The 17,065-nt window shown below is 60.6% G+C and carries 18 protein-coding genes and 2 pseudogenes; 7 read left to right on the plus strand and 13 right to left on the minus strand.

The genetic code is table 11. The features are described 5' to 3' along the window. Positions 1–47 precede the first annotated feature (47 nt). Both AB4O25_RS23275 and AB4O25_RS23280 read left to right on the plus strand, forming a co-directional pair. Entirely contained in the window at positions 48–281 is a 234-nt protein-coding gene (locus AB4O25_RS23275; RefSeq protein ID WP_017526190.1) for a hypothetical protein, read from the plus strand. 165 nt (positions 282–446) lie between these two features. Beyond that, complete coding sequence (locus AB4O25_RS23280; protein ID WP_026067130.1) at positions 447–1,229, plus strand: transporter substrate-binding domain-containing protein; 783 nt, start codon at positions 447–449, stop codon at positions 1,227–1,229. 2 nt (positions 1,230–1,231) lie between these two features. On the opposite strand, the gene AB4O25_RS23285 is transcribed toward AB4O25_RS23280, so the two are convergent. The 5 genes from AB4O25_RS23285 to AB4O25_RS23305 all read right to left on the minus strand — a co-directional run bounded on the left by AB4O25_RS23285 (position 1,232) and on the right by AB4O25_RS23305 (position 5,637). Beyond that, positions 1,232–1,975, minus strand: coding sequence for a YkgJ family cysteine cluster protein (locus tag AB4O25_RS23285; protein WP_017526192.1), 744 nt, complete (start codon positions 1,973–1,975; stop codon positions 1,232–1,234). Positions 1,976–2,083: 108 nt separating this feature from the next. Beyond that, complete coding sequence (locus AB4O25_RS23290; protein ID WP_068931969.1) at positions 2,084–2,566, minus strand: GNAT family N-acetyltransferase; 483 nt, start codon at positions 2,564–2,566, stop codon at positions 2,084–2,086. A 3-nt stretch (positions 2,567–2,569) separates the two neighbouring features. Then, a complete protein-coding gene (locus tag AB4O25_RS23295; RefSeq protein WP_017526194.1) occupies positions 2,570–3,472 on the minus strand; it encodes a chemotaxis protein CheV in 903 nt (300 codons plus the stop codon). A 115-nt stretch (positions 3,473–3,587) separates the two neighbouring features. Further along, the gene (locus tag AB4O25_RS23300; protein ID WP_065877267.1) at positions 3,588–4,562 is read right to left on the minus strand and encodes a 2-hydroxyacid dehydrogenase; all 975 of its coding nucleotides are present in this window, start codon (positions 4,560–4,562) and stop codon (positions 3,588–3,590) included. 106 nt (positions 4,563–4,668) lie between these two features. Then, the gene (locus tag AB4O25_RS23305) at positions 4,669–5,637 is read right to left on the minus strand and encodes a LysR family transcriptional regulator (RefSeq protein ID WP_017526196.1); all 969 of its coding nucleotides are present in this window, start codon (positions 5,635–5,637) and stop codon (positions 4,669–4,671) included. Positions 5,638–5,819: 182 nt separating this feature from the next. On the opposite strand from AB4O25_RS23305, the gene AB4O25_RS23310 reads away from it, so the two are divergent. The 4 genes from AB4O25_RS23310 to AB4O25_RS23325 are packed head-to-tail and all read left to right on the plus strand — an operon-like array spanning position 5,820 to position 10,580. Then, positions 5,820–7,331 (plus strand): efflux transporter outer membrane subunit, encoded by a 1,512-nt coding sequence (locus AB4O25_RS23310; protein WP_217855798.1) that lies wholly within the window; start codon positions 5,820–5,822, stop codon positions 7,329–7,331. A gap of 10 nt (positions 7,332–7,341) precedes the next feature. Continuing rightward, positions 7,342–9,519 carry an FUSC family protein gene (locus AB4O25_RS23315; protein WP_017526198.1) on the plus strand — a complete coding sequence of 726 codons (2,178 nt, stop codon included), beginning with the start codon at positions 7,342–7,344 and terminating at the stop codon, positions 9,517–9,519. Further along, positions 9,509–9,709, plus strand: coding sequence for a DUF1656 domain-containing protein (locus tag AB4O25_RS23320; protein WP_003171907.1), 201 nt, complete (start codon positions 9,509–9,511; stop codon positions 9,707–9,709). Before AB4O25_RS23315 ends, AB4O25_RS23320 begins: the two co-directional genes overlap by 11 nt. A gap of 10 nt (positions 9,710–9,719) precedes the next feature. Further along, the gene (locus tag AB4O25_RS23325) at positions 9,720–10,580 is read left to right on the plus strand and encodes an efflux RND transporter periplasmic adaptor subunit (RefSeq protein WP_065877264.1); all 861 of its coding nucleotides are present in this window, start codon (positions 9,720–9,722) and stop codon (positions 10,578–10,580) included. A 10-nt stretch (positions 10,581–10,590) separates the two neighbouring features. On the opposite strand, the gene AB4O25_RS23330 is transcribed toward AB4O25_RS23325, so the two are convergent. From AB4O25_RS23330 to AB4O25_RS23350, 5 genes and pseudogenes are all read right to left on the minus strand, one after another. Next, positions 10,591–11,049 (minus strand): hypothetical protein, encoded by a 459-nt coding sequence (locus tag AB4O25_RS23330; RefSeq protein WP_083221624.1) that lies wholly within the window; start codon positions 11,047–11,049, stop codon positions 10,591–10,593. Continuing rightward, entirely contained in the window at positions 11,039–11,965 is a 927-nt protein-coding gene (locus AB4O25_RS23335) for an NAD synthetase (protein WP_065877263.1), read from the minus strand. Before AB4O25_RS23335 ends, AB4O25_RS23330 begins: the two co-directional genes overlap by 11 nt. A 105-nt stretch (positions 11,966–12,070) precedes the next feature. Beyond that, positions 12,071–12,472, minus strand: a complete 402-nt coding sequence (locus AB4O25_RS23340) for a DUF4440 domain-containing protein (RefSeq protein WP_065877262.1) — start codon at positions 12,470–12,472, stop codon at positions 12,071–12,073. Between the two features lie 14 nt (positions 12,473–12,486). Then, positions 12,487–13,116: a retron system putative HNH endonuclease gene (locus tag AB4O25_RS23345; protein WP_065877261.1), complete on the minus strand. Its 630-nt coding sequence runs from the start codon at positions 13,114–13,116 to the stop codon at positions 12,487–12,489. Beyond that, positions 13,109–13,387: pseudogene (locus tag AB4O25_RS23350) on the minus strand (AAA family ATPase); the annotation flags it as partial. The gene AB4O25_RS23345 and the pseudogene AB4O25_RS23350, both read right to left, overlap by 8 nt. Positions 13,388–13,441: 54 nt before the next feature. Here AB4O25_RS23350 and AB4O25_RS23355 point away from each other — a divergent pair. After that, a protein-coding gene (locus tag AB4O25_RS23355; RefSeq protein WP_139129458.1) for an IS3 family transposase occupies positions 13,442–14,604 on the plus strand; the annotation gives its coding sequence in 2 pieces (ribosomal slippage) (positions 13,442–13,697 and positions 13,697–14,604; 1,164 coding nt in all). Positions 14,605–14,616: 12 nt separating this feature from the next. Here AB4O25_RS23355 and AB4O25_RS23360 read toward each other — a convergent pair. The 3 genes and pseudogenes from AB4O25_RS23360 to AB4O25_RS23370 all read right to left on the minus strand — a co-directional run. After that, positions 14,617–15,678, minus strand: a pseudogene (locus AB4O25_RS23360) (AAA family ATPase); the annotation flags it as partial. 70 nt (positions 15,679–15,748) lie between these two features. Continuing rightward, positions 15,749–16,561 carry an SDR family oxidoreductase gene (locus AB4O25_RS23365; RefSeq protein WP_065877259.1) on the minus strand — a complete coding sequence of 271 codons (813 nt, stop codon included), beginning with the start codon at positions 16,559–16,561 and terminating at the stop codon, positions 15,749–15,751. Between the two features lie 14 nt (positions 16,562–16,575). Continuing rightward, complete coding sequence (locus tag AB4O25_RS23370; RefSeq protein WP_116078436.1) at positions 16,576–17,040, minus strand: multidrug transporter; 465 nt, start codon at positions 17,038–17,040, stop codon at positions 16,576–16,578. Positions 17,041–17,065 lie beyond the last annotated feature (25 nt).

The following is a 17,065-nucleotide window of genomic DNA, read 5'->3' on the forward strand; positions in this document are numbered from 1 at the left end:
GCCCGCAAGTCGGCCCCGCCTCATTTTTTGCACGCTCCGGAGCTTCCATGACTTCCCCGACACAACCTCCTGTTGAAGCGGCCGACATCGTCGATCCGGCCAGCGCCGATGGCGTTGAAAAAGCCGAGATCCCGGCGTTCAAGTTTCCGTTCAAACCGGGTGAACTGGCTGGCGCCAAGCAGGCGGCCCAGCCTTGGTACAAGAACGGCGCCAAGAACGGTCACACCAAGTCGCCGGGCATGGCGCCGCCGGGTACACGCCGCTCCATGGGTAAACGCTGAGGTTAAATAGTCGTACGCTGCATCGACTCTTGCCTACAAAACCTGCTGAGATTTCTGATTGTAGGCCTACGTCCGTTTCTTGAAAGCTTGCACAGCCCTTGCTGTCCCGCACGGTTTACCGAGCGGGTGTGGCGAGGCTGCTCTTTTCGGAAAAGGACGTTTCCCGTGGCCCTGATACACATCTGTGTAATGCTTGCCCTGATGTTCTCGGTGGATACCGTGGCGGCCGGCGACTCACCCCGACGCGAAATCCGTTTTGGCGTTGCCGCGCAATTCCCCCCCTTTCAGAGCCGCAACCCGCAAGGGCAGTTGGTAGGCCTGAACATCGAGCTGGGCAACGCGTTGTGCGAGCAGTTGAATGTGCGCTGCACCTGGGTCGACCAGGTGATTGTCGAGGACTTCCGCGCCCTGGAATCCAGGCATTTGGACGCGATCATGGGCATGGCGCCTACCTCGAAACGGCGTCGCTGGGCGAGTTTCACCGATAACCTCTACCCCTTCACCACGCGCCTGGTGGCGCGCAAGACATCGGGCCTGTTGCCCAACGTGCAATCCCTCGAGGGCAAGCGGGTGGGCGTATTGCTGGGCAGTAACCGCGCGACGTTCGTTCTTGCGAAATGGGCGCCGAGAGGGGTTGTCATCAAATGCTTCTGGCTCAATGACGACCTGGTGCGCAGCCTGGTGGCGGGCGAAATCGATGCAACCCTGCAAGGCACCGTGGAAATACGTGAAGCCTTGCTCGACAAGCCCGAGGGCAAGGAATTCGACTTCCTGGGCCCCGCCGTTTCGGCTGCGTTGTTGGGCGATGGCGTGGCAATCGCGGTGCGCAAGCCCGATATCGCCTTGCGCGACGCGCTCAACCGCGCCCTTGAACAACTGATCCGCAATGGCGAGTACCAAAGGATCATCAAGCCCTACCGCCTGGACGCGCCCGTTGCGATGCCCTGAGTTCAGGCAGCCCTGAGCGGGATAAACGCATAATTGGCCGGTACTTCGGTGGCAATCTGCGCTCCCGCATCCAGCAACTGTTCGGCGATATCCATGCCGGACACATGAAATACCCACTCGTTGGCCACGCACGGTTGGTCGCCCGCCCGCTCAAGCGCCTGGGCAAACGCGCCCATGTCCGGCAGGTATGCGGTAAACCCATCGCCCTTGAGTGCGGTGGTGCGTATGCCCAGCAACGCGCACACCGCTTCTTTGGTCTGCACGTCGTCGCGGTCGGCCTGGCGCGAGCGGCCGATCAGCTCGGCCAATTCCAGGTCGACCAACTCGCCACCCACGATCAGCGCAGGGCCCTGTTCCCAGGATTGCGGTGGGCACTCCTTGGCGGCGGGGTTGAGCGGGATGTGCGGGTTGATCTCCATGGGATAAATGCGGCATACCAACGGGCGGCGTTCATAGATGCGGCACAGGTTGTCTGCGTCAAGATTCCGGCAGCGCCCGGCGTTGTAGGCGGCAAAGGTGATCGCCACGAACGCCTCGGTGCTGCCGCTGGGCACCCTCACCGAACGGCGCTCGGCGTGCTCGTGTTGTTGCAGCGCCAAGCCCAGGCCATTGCCGAGGAAACCCTCCACCAGCACGATGACGTTACCGCCGTCCGCCGCCCACATACGGGCTTCGTCGAGGGTCAGGGGCACATGGTGGTCGCTGCAGCATTTGCCGCAGCCGACACAGGAAAAGTGGGTATTCATCGCGGATCTGTCACCAGGCTAGGTCAGGGGGTACGCAGGAACGGTGACGGGTTTTTACCTCTTGGCACCGTTGCAGTGCTCTGGAAGCAAGTTATGCGCCAGCACCTTTCAGTCTTCGCTGAGCACATCCCGCAACACCAACACCATGCCCGCACTTTCATACAGCCGCCGGGCACGCAGGTTGCTCTCCACTACCTTGAGGTCGACGTAAGCTTCGCCGCGTTGTTTGAACACCTGGAAGCTGTGCAGCAACAGCGCGCGGCCCAACCCCTGGCCCTGGGCACACGGGTGCACAGCGAGGTTTTTGATAAAGGCGCTGGTCCAGCATTGGGCCACGCCGAGGATGCCCTGGTCGTTGCTGGCCACCAGGCACAACGCAGGGTCGAACTCCGCATCGGTCACGAACTGCTGCTGCCAGGCCGACAGATGGGGAACGCGGCCGCCGCCCTGGTTCTGGGTCATGCTCAACACCGCGTGAATCGCCGGGGCCAGGTCGTCGCGGTAGTGGTCCAGCCGCGTACAGGCCGGCCACTGTGGCGCGGGCAGGCTGCCGCGCAGGTCGCGGCGCAGCAGCTGGAAGTACTCAGGCACCGCTTACAGGCCCCTGTCGGCCACGTCTTTGGCGGCCACGACCAGGCACTTGGTCAGTTCCGGCGAGGAGAATTTGGTCAGCACTGAGTTGGCCCCGGCCAGGCGGGCTTTTTCGCTGTTCATCGCGCTGTCCAGGGAGGTGTGCAGCAGCACGTACAGGTCTTTGAAGTCCGGCGTTTCGCGCAAGGTGCGGGTGAGGGCGTAACCGTCCATTTCGGACATCTCGATGTCCGACACCACCACGTTGATCTGCGCAGCCGTGCCTTGCAGCTCCAGCAGCACGTCGATGGCTTCCTTGGCGCTGCGCGCGGTGTGGCAGGTCAGGCCGAGGTTGCGCAAGGTGTGCACCGATTGCTGCAGGGCGACCTGGCTGTCATCCACTACCAGAATCCGTGCGTTGCCGAGCACTTCGGCTTCTTCCATGGTCAGGTCGGTGGGCGCCGTTTCAATCGGCGCCGGCGCGATACCGTGGATGACTTTTTCAATATCCAGCACTTGTACCAAGCCGCCTTCCACTTGAGTGACCCCGGTGATAAACGCACGGTTGCCGCCGGAACCGTAGGGCGGCGGGCGGATGTCGGTGGTCAGGCAATGCACGATCTTGCTCACCGCTTGCACGTGCAGGCCTTGTTTGGAACGGCTTACGTCCGTGACGATCAGGCAGCCGCCATCCGGGTCTTCCAGGGGCATTTCGCCCAGGGCACGGCTCAGGTCGATCACCGCCAACGAGTTACCGCGCAGCGTGGCGATGCCTTTGACGTGGGGGTGCGACTCCGGCAGCTTGGTCAGCGGCGGGCAAGGGATAATCTCGCTGACTTTCAGCAGGTTGATGGCCATCAGCTTGCCGCTGCGCAAGGTAAAGAGCAGAAGCGAGAGTGAGTCTGCGCGGGCTTTGGTGGTGGACATAAAAACCTTCTGTGGATCAGGGATGACGATCTTCTATGGAAGGGTATCGACTTGGGAGGGCCAGGCTTTAACCGGATTTTCCGTCGGGCTGGCCCCCTCCCACACTGAGTGTGTGTCAGCCCTTCCAGACTTGCGGGTTCACCAGGTCCTGCGGGCGCTGGCCGAGCAAGGCGCTGCGCAGGTTGTCCAGGGCGCGGTTGGCCATGGCTTCGCGGGTTTCATGGGTGGCCGAGCCGATATGCGGCAGGGTCACGGCATTGCTCAGTTGGAACAGCGGCGACTCGGCCAAGGGTTCCTGCTCATACACATCCAGCCCGGCGCCACGGATGGTCTGGTTTTGCAGGGCCTTGATCAGCGCCGGCTCGTCCACCACCGGACCACGGGAGATATTCACCAGGATCGCGCCGGGCTTCATCAGCTCCAATTCGCGGGTGCTGATCAGGTGACGGGTCTTGTCGCTGAGCGGGACGACCAGGCAGACGAAATCCGCCTCGGCCAGCAACTGGTCCAGGCTGCGCCACTGCGCGCCCAGTTCCTGCTCAAGCGCGGCCTTGCGGCTGTTGCCGCTGTACAGAATCGGCATGTTGAAGCCCAGGCGCCCACGACGGGCGACGGCCGCGCCGATATTGCCCATGCCGACAATGCCCAGTGTCTTGCCGTGCACATCGCAGCCAAACAACGGCGCGCCGACGCTGGCTTTCCATTGGCCGGCCTTGGTCCATGCGTCCAGCTCGGCCACACGGCGCGCGCTGCTCATCAGCAGGGCGAAGGCCAGGTCGGCGGTGCTTTCGGTGAGTACATCGGGGGTGTTGGTGAGCATGATCCCGCGCTCATTGAAGTACGGCAGGTCGTAGTTGTCGTAGCCCACCGACACGCTGGACACCACTTCAAGCTTGCCCGCGCCGTCGAGCTGCGCCCGGCCCAGCTTGCGGCCAACGCCAATCAGGCCGTGGGCGTGGGGCAGGGCTTCGTTGAACTGCGCGTTGATGTCCCCCAGCTTGGGGTTGGGCGCGATCACCTCGAAATCCTGTTGCAGGCGTTCGATCATTGGCGGGGTGATGCGGCTGAAGGCGAGGACAGTCTTTTTCATGGCAGGCGGGCTCATCGACTACGGAAGAATGCCAAGCACGCTAACATTCCCGCCGGCAATTGTCAGGGCGCCCCTGCCACATTGACCCTGTGGTGTTTGTTGGCAATCAGTTCGACAACCGCGCGCCGCCCAAACTGCCACTCAACTCATAGGCCACCAACTCGGCCTGATGTGCCGCGAGAATCTCCGGCAACGAACCGCGCAGGTATTCCACCCACGTCTTGATCTTCGCATCCAGGTACTGGCGCGACGGGTAGATGGCGTACAGGTTCAGTTCCTGGGAACGGTAGTTGGGCATCACCCGCACCAACGTGCCATTGCGCAGGCCTTCGATGGCGGCATACACCGGCAACAGGCCGACGCCCATGCCGCTGGTGATCGCGGTTTTCATCGCGTCCGCCGAGTTCACCAAAAACGGCGAGGTGTTGATCGCCACGCTTTCCTGGCCTTCGGGGCCGTTGAAGGTCCACTTGTCCAGTTGGACCACCGGGCTGACCAGGCGCAGGCACGCGTGGTTGAGCAGATCGCTGGGGCGGTGGGCGCAGCCTTTGGCCTTGACGTAGTCCGGCGAGGCACAGGCGATGCTGTAGGTGATGCCCAGGCGTTGGGAGACGAAACCCGAATCCGGCAGTTCGCTGGCCAGCACGATGGACACGTCGTAGCCCTCGTCGAGCAGGTCGGGCACGCGGTTGGCCAGGGTCAGGTCGAAGGTCACGTCCGGGTGGGTACGGCGGTAACGGGCGATGGCGTCGATCACAAAGTGCTGGCCGATGCCGGTCATGGTGTGCACTTTCAACTGCCCGGCGGGGCGTGCGTGGGCATCGCTGGCCTCGGCTTCGGCTTCTTCGACATAGGCGAGGATCTGCTCACAGCGCAGCAGGTAGCGTTTACCCGCTTCGGTGAGGGCAATGCGCCGGGTGGTGCGGTTGAGCAAGCGGGTTTGCAGGTGGGCCTCCAGATTGGAAACCGCGCGCGAGACGTTGGCCGTGGTGGTGTCCAGTTGCGCGGCGGCGGCGGTGAAGCTGCCGGCGTCGGCCACACAACTGAAGGCGCGCATGTTTTGCAAGGTGTCCATGGAGTGTTCTCTGGGGAGATGCCAAATTGTGACAGAAAGTTACGTCGACCAGTGATCCCTACCAATGGATTATCGCCTTAACGGTAACAAAGAATCACAGGAATGCCCGCTTATCGTCCCCCATGGCGCCGCCTAGAATTGCGCCACCTACCGTGCATCACCACCTCAGGAATTCGCTTGCCGTGCCGCCTCGCATCAGCAGAGAGCTGAAGACTCTCAGTGTTTGGGCTTTATCGTTAGCTATCAGCGGCTGCATCGGAACCGGAGGAATCGCCCCCCAAGGCCAGGCCCTGAATGCCAATACCCTGGCCACCGACGAGGCCATCCAGAGCGCGGCCCGGGATGCCCATTGGCCCACCGCGCACTGGTGGCACGCGTACGGCGACCCGCAACTCGACCGCTGGGTCGAACTGGCCACCCGCGACAGCCCGAGCATGGCCATGGCCGCCGCGCGGGTGCGTGAAGCGCGGGCCATGGCCGGGGTTGCCGAGTCGGCCGAGTCGTTGCAGATCAATAGCGACACCACTCTCAAGCGCCACAACTGGCCGAAGGATCAGTTCTACGGCCCCGGCGAGCTGAGCGGCGCCAACACCTGGGACAACAATTCGTCGTTGGGCCTGAGCTACGCCCTCGACCTGTGGGGCCGCGAACGCAACGCCACCGAGCGGGCCGTGGACCTGGCGCACATGAGCGTCGCCGAGGCGCGCCAGGCCCAGCTCGAACTGCAGAACAACGTGGTGCGCGCCTATATCCAGCTGTCGTTGCACTACGCCAACCGCGATATCGTCGCCGCGACCCTGGCCCAGCAACAGCAGATCCTCGAGCTGGCCAACAAACGCCTGGACGCCGGCATCGGCACGCATTTCGACGTGAGCCAGGCCGAAACGCCATTGCCCGAAACCCATCGCCAACTGGACGCCCTCGACGAGGAAATCGCCCTGAGCCGTAACCAGTTGGCCGCATTGGCGGGCAAAGGGCCGGGCGAGGGCGCGCAGTTGCAACGCCCGAGCCTGTCTCTGGCCGCGCCGTTGAAACTGCCATCGACCCTGCCCGCGCAGTTGCTCGGCCAGCGCCCGGACGTGGTCGCCGGCCGCTGGCAAGTGGCGGCCCAGGCGCGTGGCATCGACGTGGCACAGGCGAGCTTCTACCCCAACGTCGATCTGGTCGGCAGCCTTGGCTACGTGGCCACCGGCGGCGGCATGCTGGCGTTTCTGGCCGGCAAGAAATTCAATTACAGCGTCGGCCCGGCGCTCACCTTGCCGATCTTCGACGGTGGCCGCCTGCGTGCCGAGCTGGGTGAAGCCAGCGCCGGCTATGACCTCGCCGTGGCGCGTTACAACCAGACCCTGGTCAATGCGCTCAAGGGCATCAGCGACCAGTTGATCCGCCGCGAATCCATGGACAAGCAATCGTCATTCGCCGCGCAGTCGGTGGCTTCGGCGCAGAAAACCTATGACATCGCGATGATCGCCTACCAGCGCGGCCTCACCGATTACCTGAATGTGCTCAACGCCCAGACCCTGCTGTTTCGCCAGCAGCAGATCGAGCAGCAGGTACAGGCGGCGCGCCTGAGCGCCCATGCCGAACTGGTGACCGCCCTGGGCGGCGGCCTCGACGCTGGCAAGGACATACCCCAAGACGCCCAGGCTCTCCCCGGCAAAACCCCGGCGGCGCTGGCCGTGTTCGACCACTGAGTAGGTTGCGATGACTCCCTTGCCTGCACCGCTGCGCTGGTTGCATTCCCTTGAATGGCGCCGTGGCTTCTTCGACTGGGCACGCAGCGACGGCGTGACCTGGGTGTATATCTTCAAGGTGCTGATCGCGGCGTTTCTTACCCTGTGGCTGGCCATGCGCCTGGAGCTGCCGCAACCACGCACCGCCATGATCACGGTGTTTATCGTGATGCAGCCGCAAAGCGGCCAAGTGTTCGCCAAGAGTTTTTATCGCTTGCTCGGCACCCTGGCGGGCTCGGCGGTGATGGTGTTGCTGATCGCCTTGTTTGCGCAGAACACCGAATTGTTCCTGGGCGCGCTGGCGATCTGGGTGGGCATTTGCACCGCCGGTGCCACGCGTAACCGCAACTTTCGTGCCTATGGGTTTGTGCTGGCCGGCTATACGGCCGCGATGGTCGGTTTGCCGGCGCTGGCGCACCCCGACGGCGCGTTCATGGCGGCAGTGTGGCGCGTGCTGGAAATCTCCCTGGGGATTGTTTGCTCGACGCTGGTCAGCGCGGCGATCCTGCCGCAGACCGCCAGCGCCGCCATGCGCAATGCCTTGTACCAGCGCTTCGGCGTGTTCGCATTGTTTGTCACCGACGGCCTGCGCGGTCGTAGCCGGCGTGAAGAATTCGAGGCCGGCAACGTGCGGTTTATCGCCCAAGCCGTGGGCCTGGAAGGGCTGCGCAGCATCACCGTGTTTGAAGACCCGCACATGCGTCGGCGCAATGGGCGGCTCAGTCGCCTCAACAGCGAATTCATGAGCATCACGACGCGCTTCAACGCCCTGCACCAACTGTTGGAGCGGCTGCGCACCGACGCCGCCGATCATGTGGTTGTCGCGATCAAACCCGGCTTGCAAGACCTCGCCGAAGTGCTTGACGGTTTTTCCGGCCGCGCGCTCACAAGCCCTGATGCCGCACGGCTGGTTAACCAGCTCAGCGCTTATAAAGACGGCCTGCCCGCCACGGTGCGCAGCCTGCGCGCGGCGTTCCAGCAGGGCCACCCGAGCGAAGCCGAGCAACTGGATTTTCATACCGCCTACGAGTTGCTGTACCGCTTTGTCGATGACCTGCACAACTACGCGCAAACCCACGCCTCACTGGCCGATCACTCCCATGCGCGGGAAGACTGGGACGAACCCTACACCCCGAAAACCAACTGGCTGGCCTGTGCCGCTTCGGGCATCCGCGCCTCCTTTATCCTCATCGTGCTCGGCAGTTACTGGGTGGCGACGGCCTGGCCCAGCGGCGCCACCATGACGTTGATCGCCGCCGCCACGGTCGGCTTGTCCGCCGCCACGCCCAACCCCAAGCGCATGGCGTTCCAGATGGCCTGCGGCACCTTGATCGGTGCGCTGGTGGGCTTTGTCGAGATGTTCTTCGTGTTCCCGTTAATCGACGGCTTCGCGTTGCTGTGCGTGATGCTCGCGCCGGTGATCGTCCTCGGTGCTTTCCTGGCGTCGCGCCCGCAATACGCGGGCGTCGGCGTGGGCCTGTTGATCTTCTTCAGCACCGGCTCGGTGCCGGACAACCTCACGGTCTACAACCCCTACACCTTCATCAACGACTACATCGCCATGGTCATCGGCATGCTGGTGTGCGCGGCCGCCGGCGCGATCATCCTGCCGCCCAACAGCCGCTGGTTGTGGCGCCGCCTGGAGCAGGACCTGCGCGAGCAAGTGGTGTACGCGATCAGCGGCAAGCTCAAGGGCCTGACGTCGAGTTTCGAGAGCCGTACCCGTGACTTGCTGCACCAGGCCTACGGCCTCGCCGTCGGCCAGCCGCACGTGCAACGCGACCTGCTGCGCTGGATGTTCGTGGTGCTCGAAGTCGGCCACGCGATCATCGAGTTGCGCAAGGAACAGGCGATTTTGCCGGTGCACCCGGCGTATGCCGAATCCCAGCCGTGGCGCCAGGCGATCCGCGTGATGGGCCGTTCGCTGGTGCGGCTGTTCCTGCAGCCCAGCGCCAGCAACCTGGAGCGTGGGCTGATCGCCGTCGACCATGCGATCAGCCGCGTGCAGGCCACCGACGAACCCTTCGCCCCGCATTTCGACACCTCGGCCCTGCGTCGGGTGAAGAGCTACCTGCACTTTATCCGCACCTCGTTGCTCGACCCGCAATCGCCGTTGGCGGCCCTCAAAGGAGCCCCGCATGCCCCGTGAAATCGCGTTCCACGGCCTGTACATGCCGACCATGACCCTGATGTTTTTGATTGCCGCCGTGCTGGCCTGGGCGCTGGACCGCTTCCTGGCCGGGTTCGACCTGTACCGTTTTTTCTGGCACCCGGCGTTGCTGCGCCTGAGCCTGTTCGTTTGCCTGTTCGGCGCTTTGGCGCTGAGCGTCTACCGTTGAGAATGCCCCGATGAAAAAGTTTTTCAGCCTGCTCGCCACCTTGCTGGTGTTGGCATTGGCGCTCTGGATTGGCCGCACGCTGTGGGTGCACTACATGCAGACCCCCTGGACCCGCGACGGCCGCGTGCGCGCCGACATCATCAACGTGGCGGCCGACGTCACAGGCGTCGTGGTCGACGTGCCGGTGCGCGACAACCAGTTGGTTAAAAAAGGCGACCTGCTGATGCAGATCGACCCCGAGCACTACCGCATCGCCGTCAAACAGGCGCAAGCGCTGGTGGCGTCGCGCAAAGCCACCTGGGAAATGCGCAAACTCAACGCCCACCGCCGCGCCGACCTCGATGCCCTGGTGATCTCCAGGGAAAACCGCGACGACGCGAGCAACATCGCCGACTCGGCCCAGGCGGATTACCAGCACGCACTGGCCCAGTTGGAAGCCGCCGAACTCAACCTGAAACGCACGCAAGTGCTGGCGGCGGTAGACGGCTATGTCACCAACCTCAACGTGCATCGCGGCGACTATGCGCGCATCGGCGAAGCCAAGATGGCCGTGGTGGATATGAACTCGTTCTGGGTCTATGGCTTCTTTGAAGAGACCAAGTTGCCCCATGTGAAGGTCGGCGATAAAGCCGATATGCAGTTGATGAGCGGCGAGACCCTCAAAGGCCATGTGGAAAGCATCTCGCGGGGTATTTATGACCGCGATAACCCCGAGAGCCGGGAGCTGATCGCCGACGTGAACCCCACGTTCAACTGGGTGAGGTTGGCGCAACGGGTGCCGGTGCGCATTCATATCGATGAAGTGCCGGACGGGGTGTTGTTGGCGGCGGGGATTACTTGCACGGTGATCGTTAGTGCAGTGCAAAAATGAAGAGGTGGGTCTAGCTAAATAGTGCTTTAAACCTGATTTTTCGTCGGCGCTTTACCCTGAGCATGCTGGTATAGCGGCGGTGGTTCTTTGAGTGGAGGACTAGGATGTAAAGCAGGGATGTGAACAAAGGGAATAAGTTGAACAGCGTCGCCGGGTGATTGGCCAGGTAGCCAATCGCTAGCCAGGTATTAACGATGGCGACGGGTTTCAGTATTCGAAATGCGTGACGGAAGCCTTCAAATAGCATTATCTGGCCTGCTAAAAAAATCAGACAAAGTGCCATACCTGTCCCGAAAGAAAACTCAGTCGGTAACTGATTGGCCTTTGCGTAATACGACAAGCTAAGTGCCATGTTGATCGCTATGTTGTTCAGGCTCAGCAGCAGAGCACTGCCCCATGACGGTAAGAACCGATAGGCGTAACGGCGCCAAATTCGATATTCACGGAACGGGTCGACGTTATAAGTCATAGTCGGCAAACTCCTCATACAGACCAATGACTATGTGATTGATATTTCCGGAATGGGTGCTGCCTCCAACGCTCAAGGTCGCTCCAATCTGGTCTTTTATTTGAGTGAGAATGCCCAAACGCAATTGGGGGTTGCTGTAGCGTTTGGGTAGCTGCCCCGCAAGTTGTTTCAGGCGAATCATTTCGCGGGGATGGCGGGGGTTCTGCAGTCGCAGCACTTCGGTCGTCAACTTTGCACGTTCCTGGCGACTCATGCGTCTCAAGATGTCTGTCGAACTACGCCCAGTCGCACGCTTAATGGCCATTACGGTTTTGACGCTAGCGAAGGTGGTGGTACCTGCGCCGACCAATGAAATGCCATCCAGGGCGACGGTCATTGCCTGATACCAGCTTAGGCTGTCGTAATAGTCGTTTGTGGCGGGATTGGTCAATTCGTTGGCGACTCTCCATGAACCATTGACGCACTGGAGGGAACTGGCAGTCGCAGCGCTGTAGGCGACGTAGCTTAATGCAAGGCTGGTACCCGCGCTGAAGGGCGCTGCTGCAATTCCTGATTTGGCAATGATGTAGCCAATTACAGCCCCTCCACAGGAGGCAGCCATCCCCGATGCCTCTCGCCATAGCTGCGACTCACGCGGCGAGCTTGCCGTCAGTTCCGCATAGTCATCGGCAGTCATCATCGGCCCAGCCACCTCCCGCAAAATCACCCGTTTGGGTTTGATACTGCATAACGGTACAAACTCGCGTAACACCGTTACACGATAATCGCTGCCGATATGCACCACCCCGGCCCCGACGATAGCCGGGTCGGCATCGATGGTTCGATAGAGCTTGGGCAAGTCCAGCAGGCTGGTCAGTCGCTGGCGAGTCGTGGTGTGCGCATCCGGCACACCACTTTGCGGGAAATCGCTGGGCATCCTTTCACCTGTGAGTAAATAGAGGTGAAAGAGCCTGGGGATTGGTTACTTGTAATGATGTCAGGCGGGTCGCTGTTTTTTGTAGGATTCGGCCTGGCAGTTACTTCATTGCGCTATAAAAGTCTCATGCAAATGTCGCCACAACAGCGCGCCACTGGCCTGCTTTTCAAACACCACCGTGGCCCGCCGATCCGTCTGTGTACCGCTCTCATCTACCTGACGTTCGCGGTACGTCACCGTCGCACCGCGCGCATGCCGATCAATCCCGGCCATTTCACTCAAGGTGATCTTCAACCCCGGGCGCATGCCGCCCAGGCGCGTGAACAGCGCGTTGACCCCGGCCGCATTCACCCGCGTGCCGGTGGCGGGGGCGACCATGCTGAACTCAGGCGAGAAGCGCGCGAGCAAATGCTGCAGGGTGCCCTCAGGCGCAGCGCCGGCAAACCATTGCTCGATCTCGACGTGGGTCTGGATCACTTCTTCGAAAAACTCGCTGTAGTCGATCATGAGGGTACTCGTTATCAGGCGCTTAATTGGCGAATCACATTCACCAGCACGGGGGCGAAGGGTTTCAGACGGTTGTTTATATCGGGCTGCTCCAGCTCTTCTTTAAGCGCGGTTAATAAGTCGAGGTCTGCTACTTCTAGGTCATCACCGCCCATTGCGTTGTCGTAAAGCAGCGCTTCCAGAATTGACTTTCTAGCACCGAACAAAGCGCGATTGTTTTCACGACGATCGCCAAGATTCAGTACTTGGATAGAGGTCACGGCCCTTTGGCTAAGCCCTTCAACACGACCGGAGAGATAAAATTTCAGCTCGGTTTCGCATTCATCCATCAAGGATGTGAGCGGCAGAGCCTGATGGGCGTGGGCTTTGCCGCACTGTTTGCTGCGGTTGCAACTCGCGACGATGTTGGCGAAATCCAACGAACGATGGGGGGCGGTTTCTCTGGCCTCAACGTGTTCATTGTGAGCGCTGTCCGGTGTTATCTCGTGGCAGCAATACGCGCACAAGCCATGTTGCTCTTCGATACAGGCTTTGCGAATGCACGTCCTTTCTTCCGGGGTTAAATCTGAGTAGCGGCCCTTGGGGTGCGCGCGCTTCCATTTCGTCAGGACTGCCGGTTCATCTCCTTTGGTGATTTTACGCACTGCGCAACTCCAGCTTGCGGATCAGGAGGGCGGCTTTGGCGAGTTCGATATGGCCGGGTTCAAGCTCAGCCGACAGTTCTTTAAAGAGCGTCTTGGCCTCTGGCAGTTTTTTGTCTTGCAGCAGATCCAGCAGGCGATCAAGGCGCGCCTGAACTTCACTGTTTCGCACATCGGTATCCATGACGCTGAGCAGCACTTGATTGGCGTCAAGACCGTAGAGACCGCTGCGCTCTTCCAATTCGCCGTCGTCAAGAACGTAGCTGTAGTGGTCTAATGAAACCGGACACCCATTTAGGCGAGAATGCTCGCCAGATCGAGGTGTCAGATGACCAAACAACGCCGCTCCTTTACTCCTGAATTCAAACGCGAGGCTGCCGACCTCGTGCTCAAACAAAACTACAGCTACATCGAAGCCAGCCGTTCACTCGGCATTGGTGAGTCGGCATTGCGCCGCTGGGTTGACCAGATTCAGAAAGAACATAAAGGCATCACCCCGCAGAGCAAGGCTCTGACTCCGGAACAGCAAAAAATTCAGGAGCTGGAAGCCCGGATTGCTCGGCTTGAGCGAGAGAAATCAATACTAAAAAAGGCTACCGCGCTCTTGATGTCGGAAGATCACGAGCGTTCGCGCTGATTGACCAGTTGAGTGCACATGAGCCGGTTGATTGGCTGTGCAAGGTGTTTGACGTCACGCGCTCGTGTTACTACGCCCAGCGCCTGCGGCGCCGCACGCCCGATGTTGAACGGCTTCGATTGCGAAGTCGCGTCAGTGAGCTGTTCTCGCAAAGTCGCAGCTCTGCGGGCAGTCGCAGCATCTTGTCGCTGATGCGTGAAGACGGTGAGCAACTCGGTCGATTCAAAGTGCGTAGCTTGATGCGCGAGCTTGATTTAGTCAGCAAACAACCTGGCTCCCATGCCTACAAACGAGCAACAGTAGAAAGACTGGATATCCCGAACACATTGAACCGCGAGTTCGACGTGCCAGCGCCCAATCAAGTCTGGTGCGGCGATATCACCTACATTTGGGCGCAAGGAAAGTGGCATTACCTGGCTGTCGTCCTGGATCTTTGTACGCGTCGGATCGTGGGCTGGGCGCTGTCGGAAAAGCCAGACGCTGAGCTGGTGATCAAAGCGCTGGATATGGCTTACGAGCAGCGTGGCAGGCCTTCGGATCTGCTATTCCACTCGGACCAGGGATCGCAATATGCAAGCCGACTCTTTCGCCAGCGGTTGTGGCGATACCGCATGCGCCAGAGCATGAGCCGACGAGGAAACTGCTGGGATAACGCACCGATGGAGCGCGTATTTCGCAGCTTGAAAACAGAATGGATACCGACCGTGGGCTATCGAACTGCGCAGGAAGCACAGCGCGATATCAGCCATTTTTTGATGCATCGCTACAACTGGATTAGGCCTCATCAATTCAACGATGGGTTGGCCCCAGCGCGGGCCGAGGAAAAACTTAACGTCGTGTCCGGGATTAGTTGACCACTACAAGCACAGGACGTCCTTGGTATCGCTGATCACCAGAGGGGAGTGGGTGGTTAGGATGAATTGGCAGTTGGGGAAGGTTTCAGTGAATTGATGGATCAGGCGGCGTTGCCACTTGGGGTGGAGGTGGAGATCGACTTCGTCGATGAGTACTACACCGTCGCCATGTAGTGGATTTTTTAGGGAAGGATTCATCATGGCGAGACGACGAGCTATATCGCCAACCAGAGCCATTATGGATTTTTCGCCTTGTGAAAGTTGAGAGACGTCCAGCGTGTTGCCGGATTTATCGATAGCCATATGCAGATGTGGTCGACGTTGCACACGCAGGTTAGTGAACCCTGGCATGAATGCACCAACGGCGGAACGGACGGTTGCTAACTGTCGATCACGGGATGATGCATGTGATTGTTCTAGGAACTTCCATATCTGACTGTCGAGCGTGCCGATAAATTTTTGCACTTCTGCTAGCGCACTGGCTGAAATACCAGTTTCGTTTTCGCTATCCTCCCGCTCTCGGAACCATTCGAAAAAGCGGCGAAAGTCAACGCCCCTATTTAACGAATTGTCATAGCCATCCAACTGACTGAAGCTGTGACGGGTTTTTATTTTCAAAGGAATTTCAAGGACGGAACGTTCGACTGGATAGTAGGCAATGAGCGGAACAGATGCGTTGCCATCGCGCGTTAGAACGTCCCGATACACATTAGCGAGACTGGACGCATCAGCGAGGTCACTGGTGACCTTTACATTCCGTCCCCGCCTGGACTTTGCTAGGGACCAGTTGAAGTCGACATACAACTCTTCCGTCTCGATTGAAATTGACGCAGCGCTTGAACCGTTGTGTAAGACGCTTTCTTCAATCGGGCTTCCGCTGCCGCTGTCCGATCGAGTTCTTGCAACTAACCAACTGAGAGAAGTGGCTAGCGACCTTAAAATCGTCGTCTTCCCCGCCCCATTATTCCCCACAAACATCGTCACCTTCGACGCGTGCTTTTCGGTAGGCGCAAAGGCGACTTCCAAGTCGGTAAAACGACCGACGTTATTCAGTCGAATTTTTCTGATTTCCATCGCATTACCCTTGTGGGGCCAGTCAGTTTCAAGAGGCAGGCGGTGATTATGGCACTCATCCTGGGGTCGCTTACAACATGCCATCCAAACCAAAGCGCTTCTTCAACACACTTTCCAATAATCCTTTGGGCAGCAACGCCGCCAACAAGGGCAACGCCCGGCTGCCATTACCCGAACGCAACAGCCGTGGCGGCTGTGCCTGTTGCACGGCCTTGAGCACATCCGCCGCAAACACACTGGCTGGCGTCGGCTTGTCCTGTGACGCCTGGCTGCGTGCCCGAATACCTTCGCGCAACGGCCACCACGGCGATTGCTCGTTGATCAACAATTCGGCCTGGGCGCCGGCGTTTTTCGCGAAGCTTGTATTAATGGCTCCGGGCTGGACTTCCATGACTCGAATCCCAAACGGCGCCAGTTCCATGCGCAATGCGTCGCTCAACGCATGCACCGCCGCTTTGGAGGCGCAGTAGGCACCGGCAAATGGCGTCACCAGCACCCCGGAAACGCTGCCTATATTCACCACCAGGCCTTTGCCGCGACGCAGTGCGGGAAAGAACGCCTGGGTCACGCCGACGATGGAAAACACGTTGGTCTCGAATTGGCGCTGCATCGCCTCGGTGCCGCCGTCGAGCAACGGGCCCATGGCGCCGTAGCCGGCGTTGTTGATCAGCACATCCAGCTCGCCCCATTGTTCGGCCAGGCGTTGCAGGGCAGTGTCGTCGTTGACGTCCAGTTGCACGGCGTTGAAGCCCGCGGCACTCAGGTCGGCAACGTCGTCGGGGCGGCGGGCGCTGGCCCATACCTCATAGCCCGCCCCCTTGAAGGCATCGGCCAAAGCGCGGCCGATGCCGCTGGAGCAACCGGTGATGAGTACGTTGGGCATGGCTCAATCCTTTGTCAGTCCGAGAAACTGCCTTGCAGGTGCTCGGCGCGAAATTCCAGGGTTTGCGGGCGGTAGCCGGGGCGCAGCGGTGGGGTGGGCAGGCAGTCTTCCCAGGTGGCGCCGGCCTGCAGCTCGCCGGGGCCGCGATAGCGGGGGGCGGCGTAGACGTTGTCGGCCAGGTTGACCGTATCACCCGGTGCATAGGCCGCGACGCGCCAGCGCAGTTCGGTCAGCGGTACGTCGTTGCCGTTGTTCAGGGTCAGTTTCAGCGGGCGGTCGGCGGGGCAGTCCTGCGGGGCATAGCTGACGCGCAGTTCCAGGCGTGCCAACTGCGCGGCTTCGCGGTTGTCCAGCCAGACCACCCAGACGGCCACGCAACCCAGGCCCGCCAAGGCGGCGAGGGAAACCGGCAGGGCCTTGGCCGGATAGCGCAGCAGCAGGATCAGCCAGGTGAGGATCAGGAGAACGCCGAAGAACATGGAGACCACCTCAAATAGGGAACGA

The sequence above is a fragment of the Pseudomonas sp. S3_A03 genome (assembly GCF_054668275.1).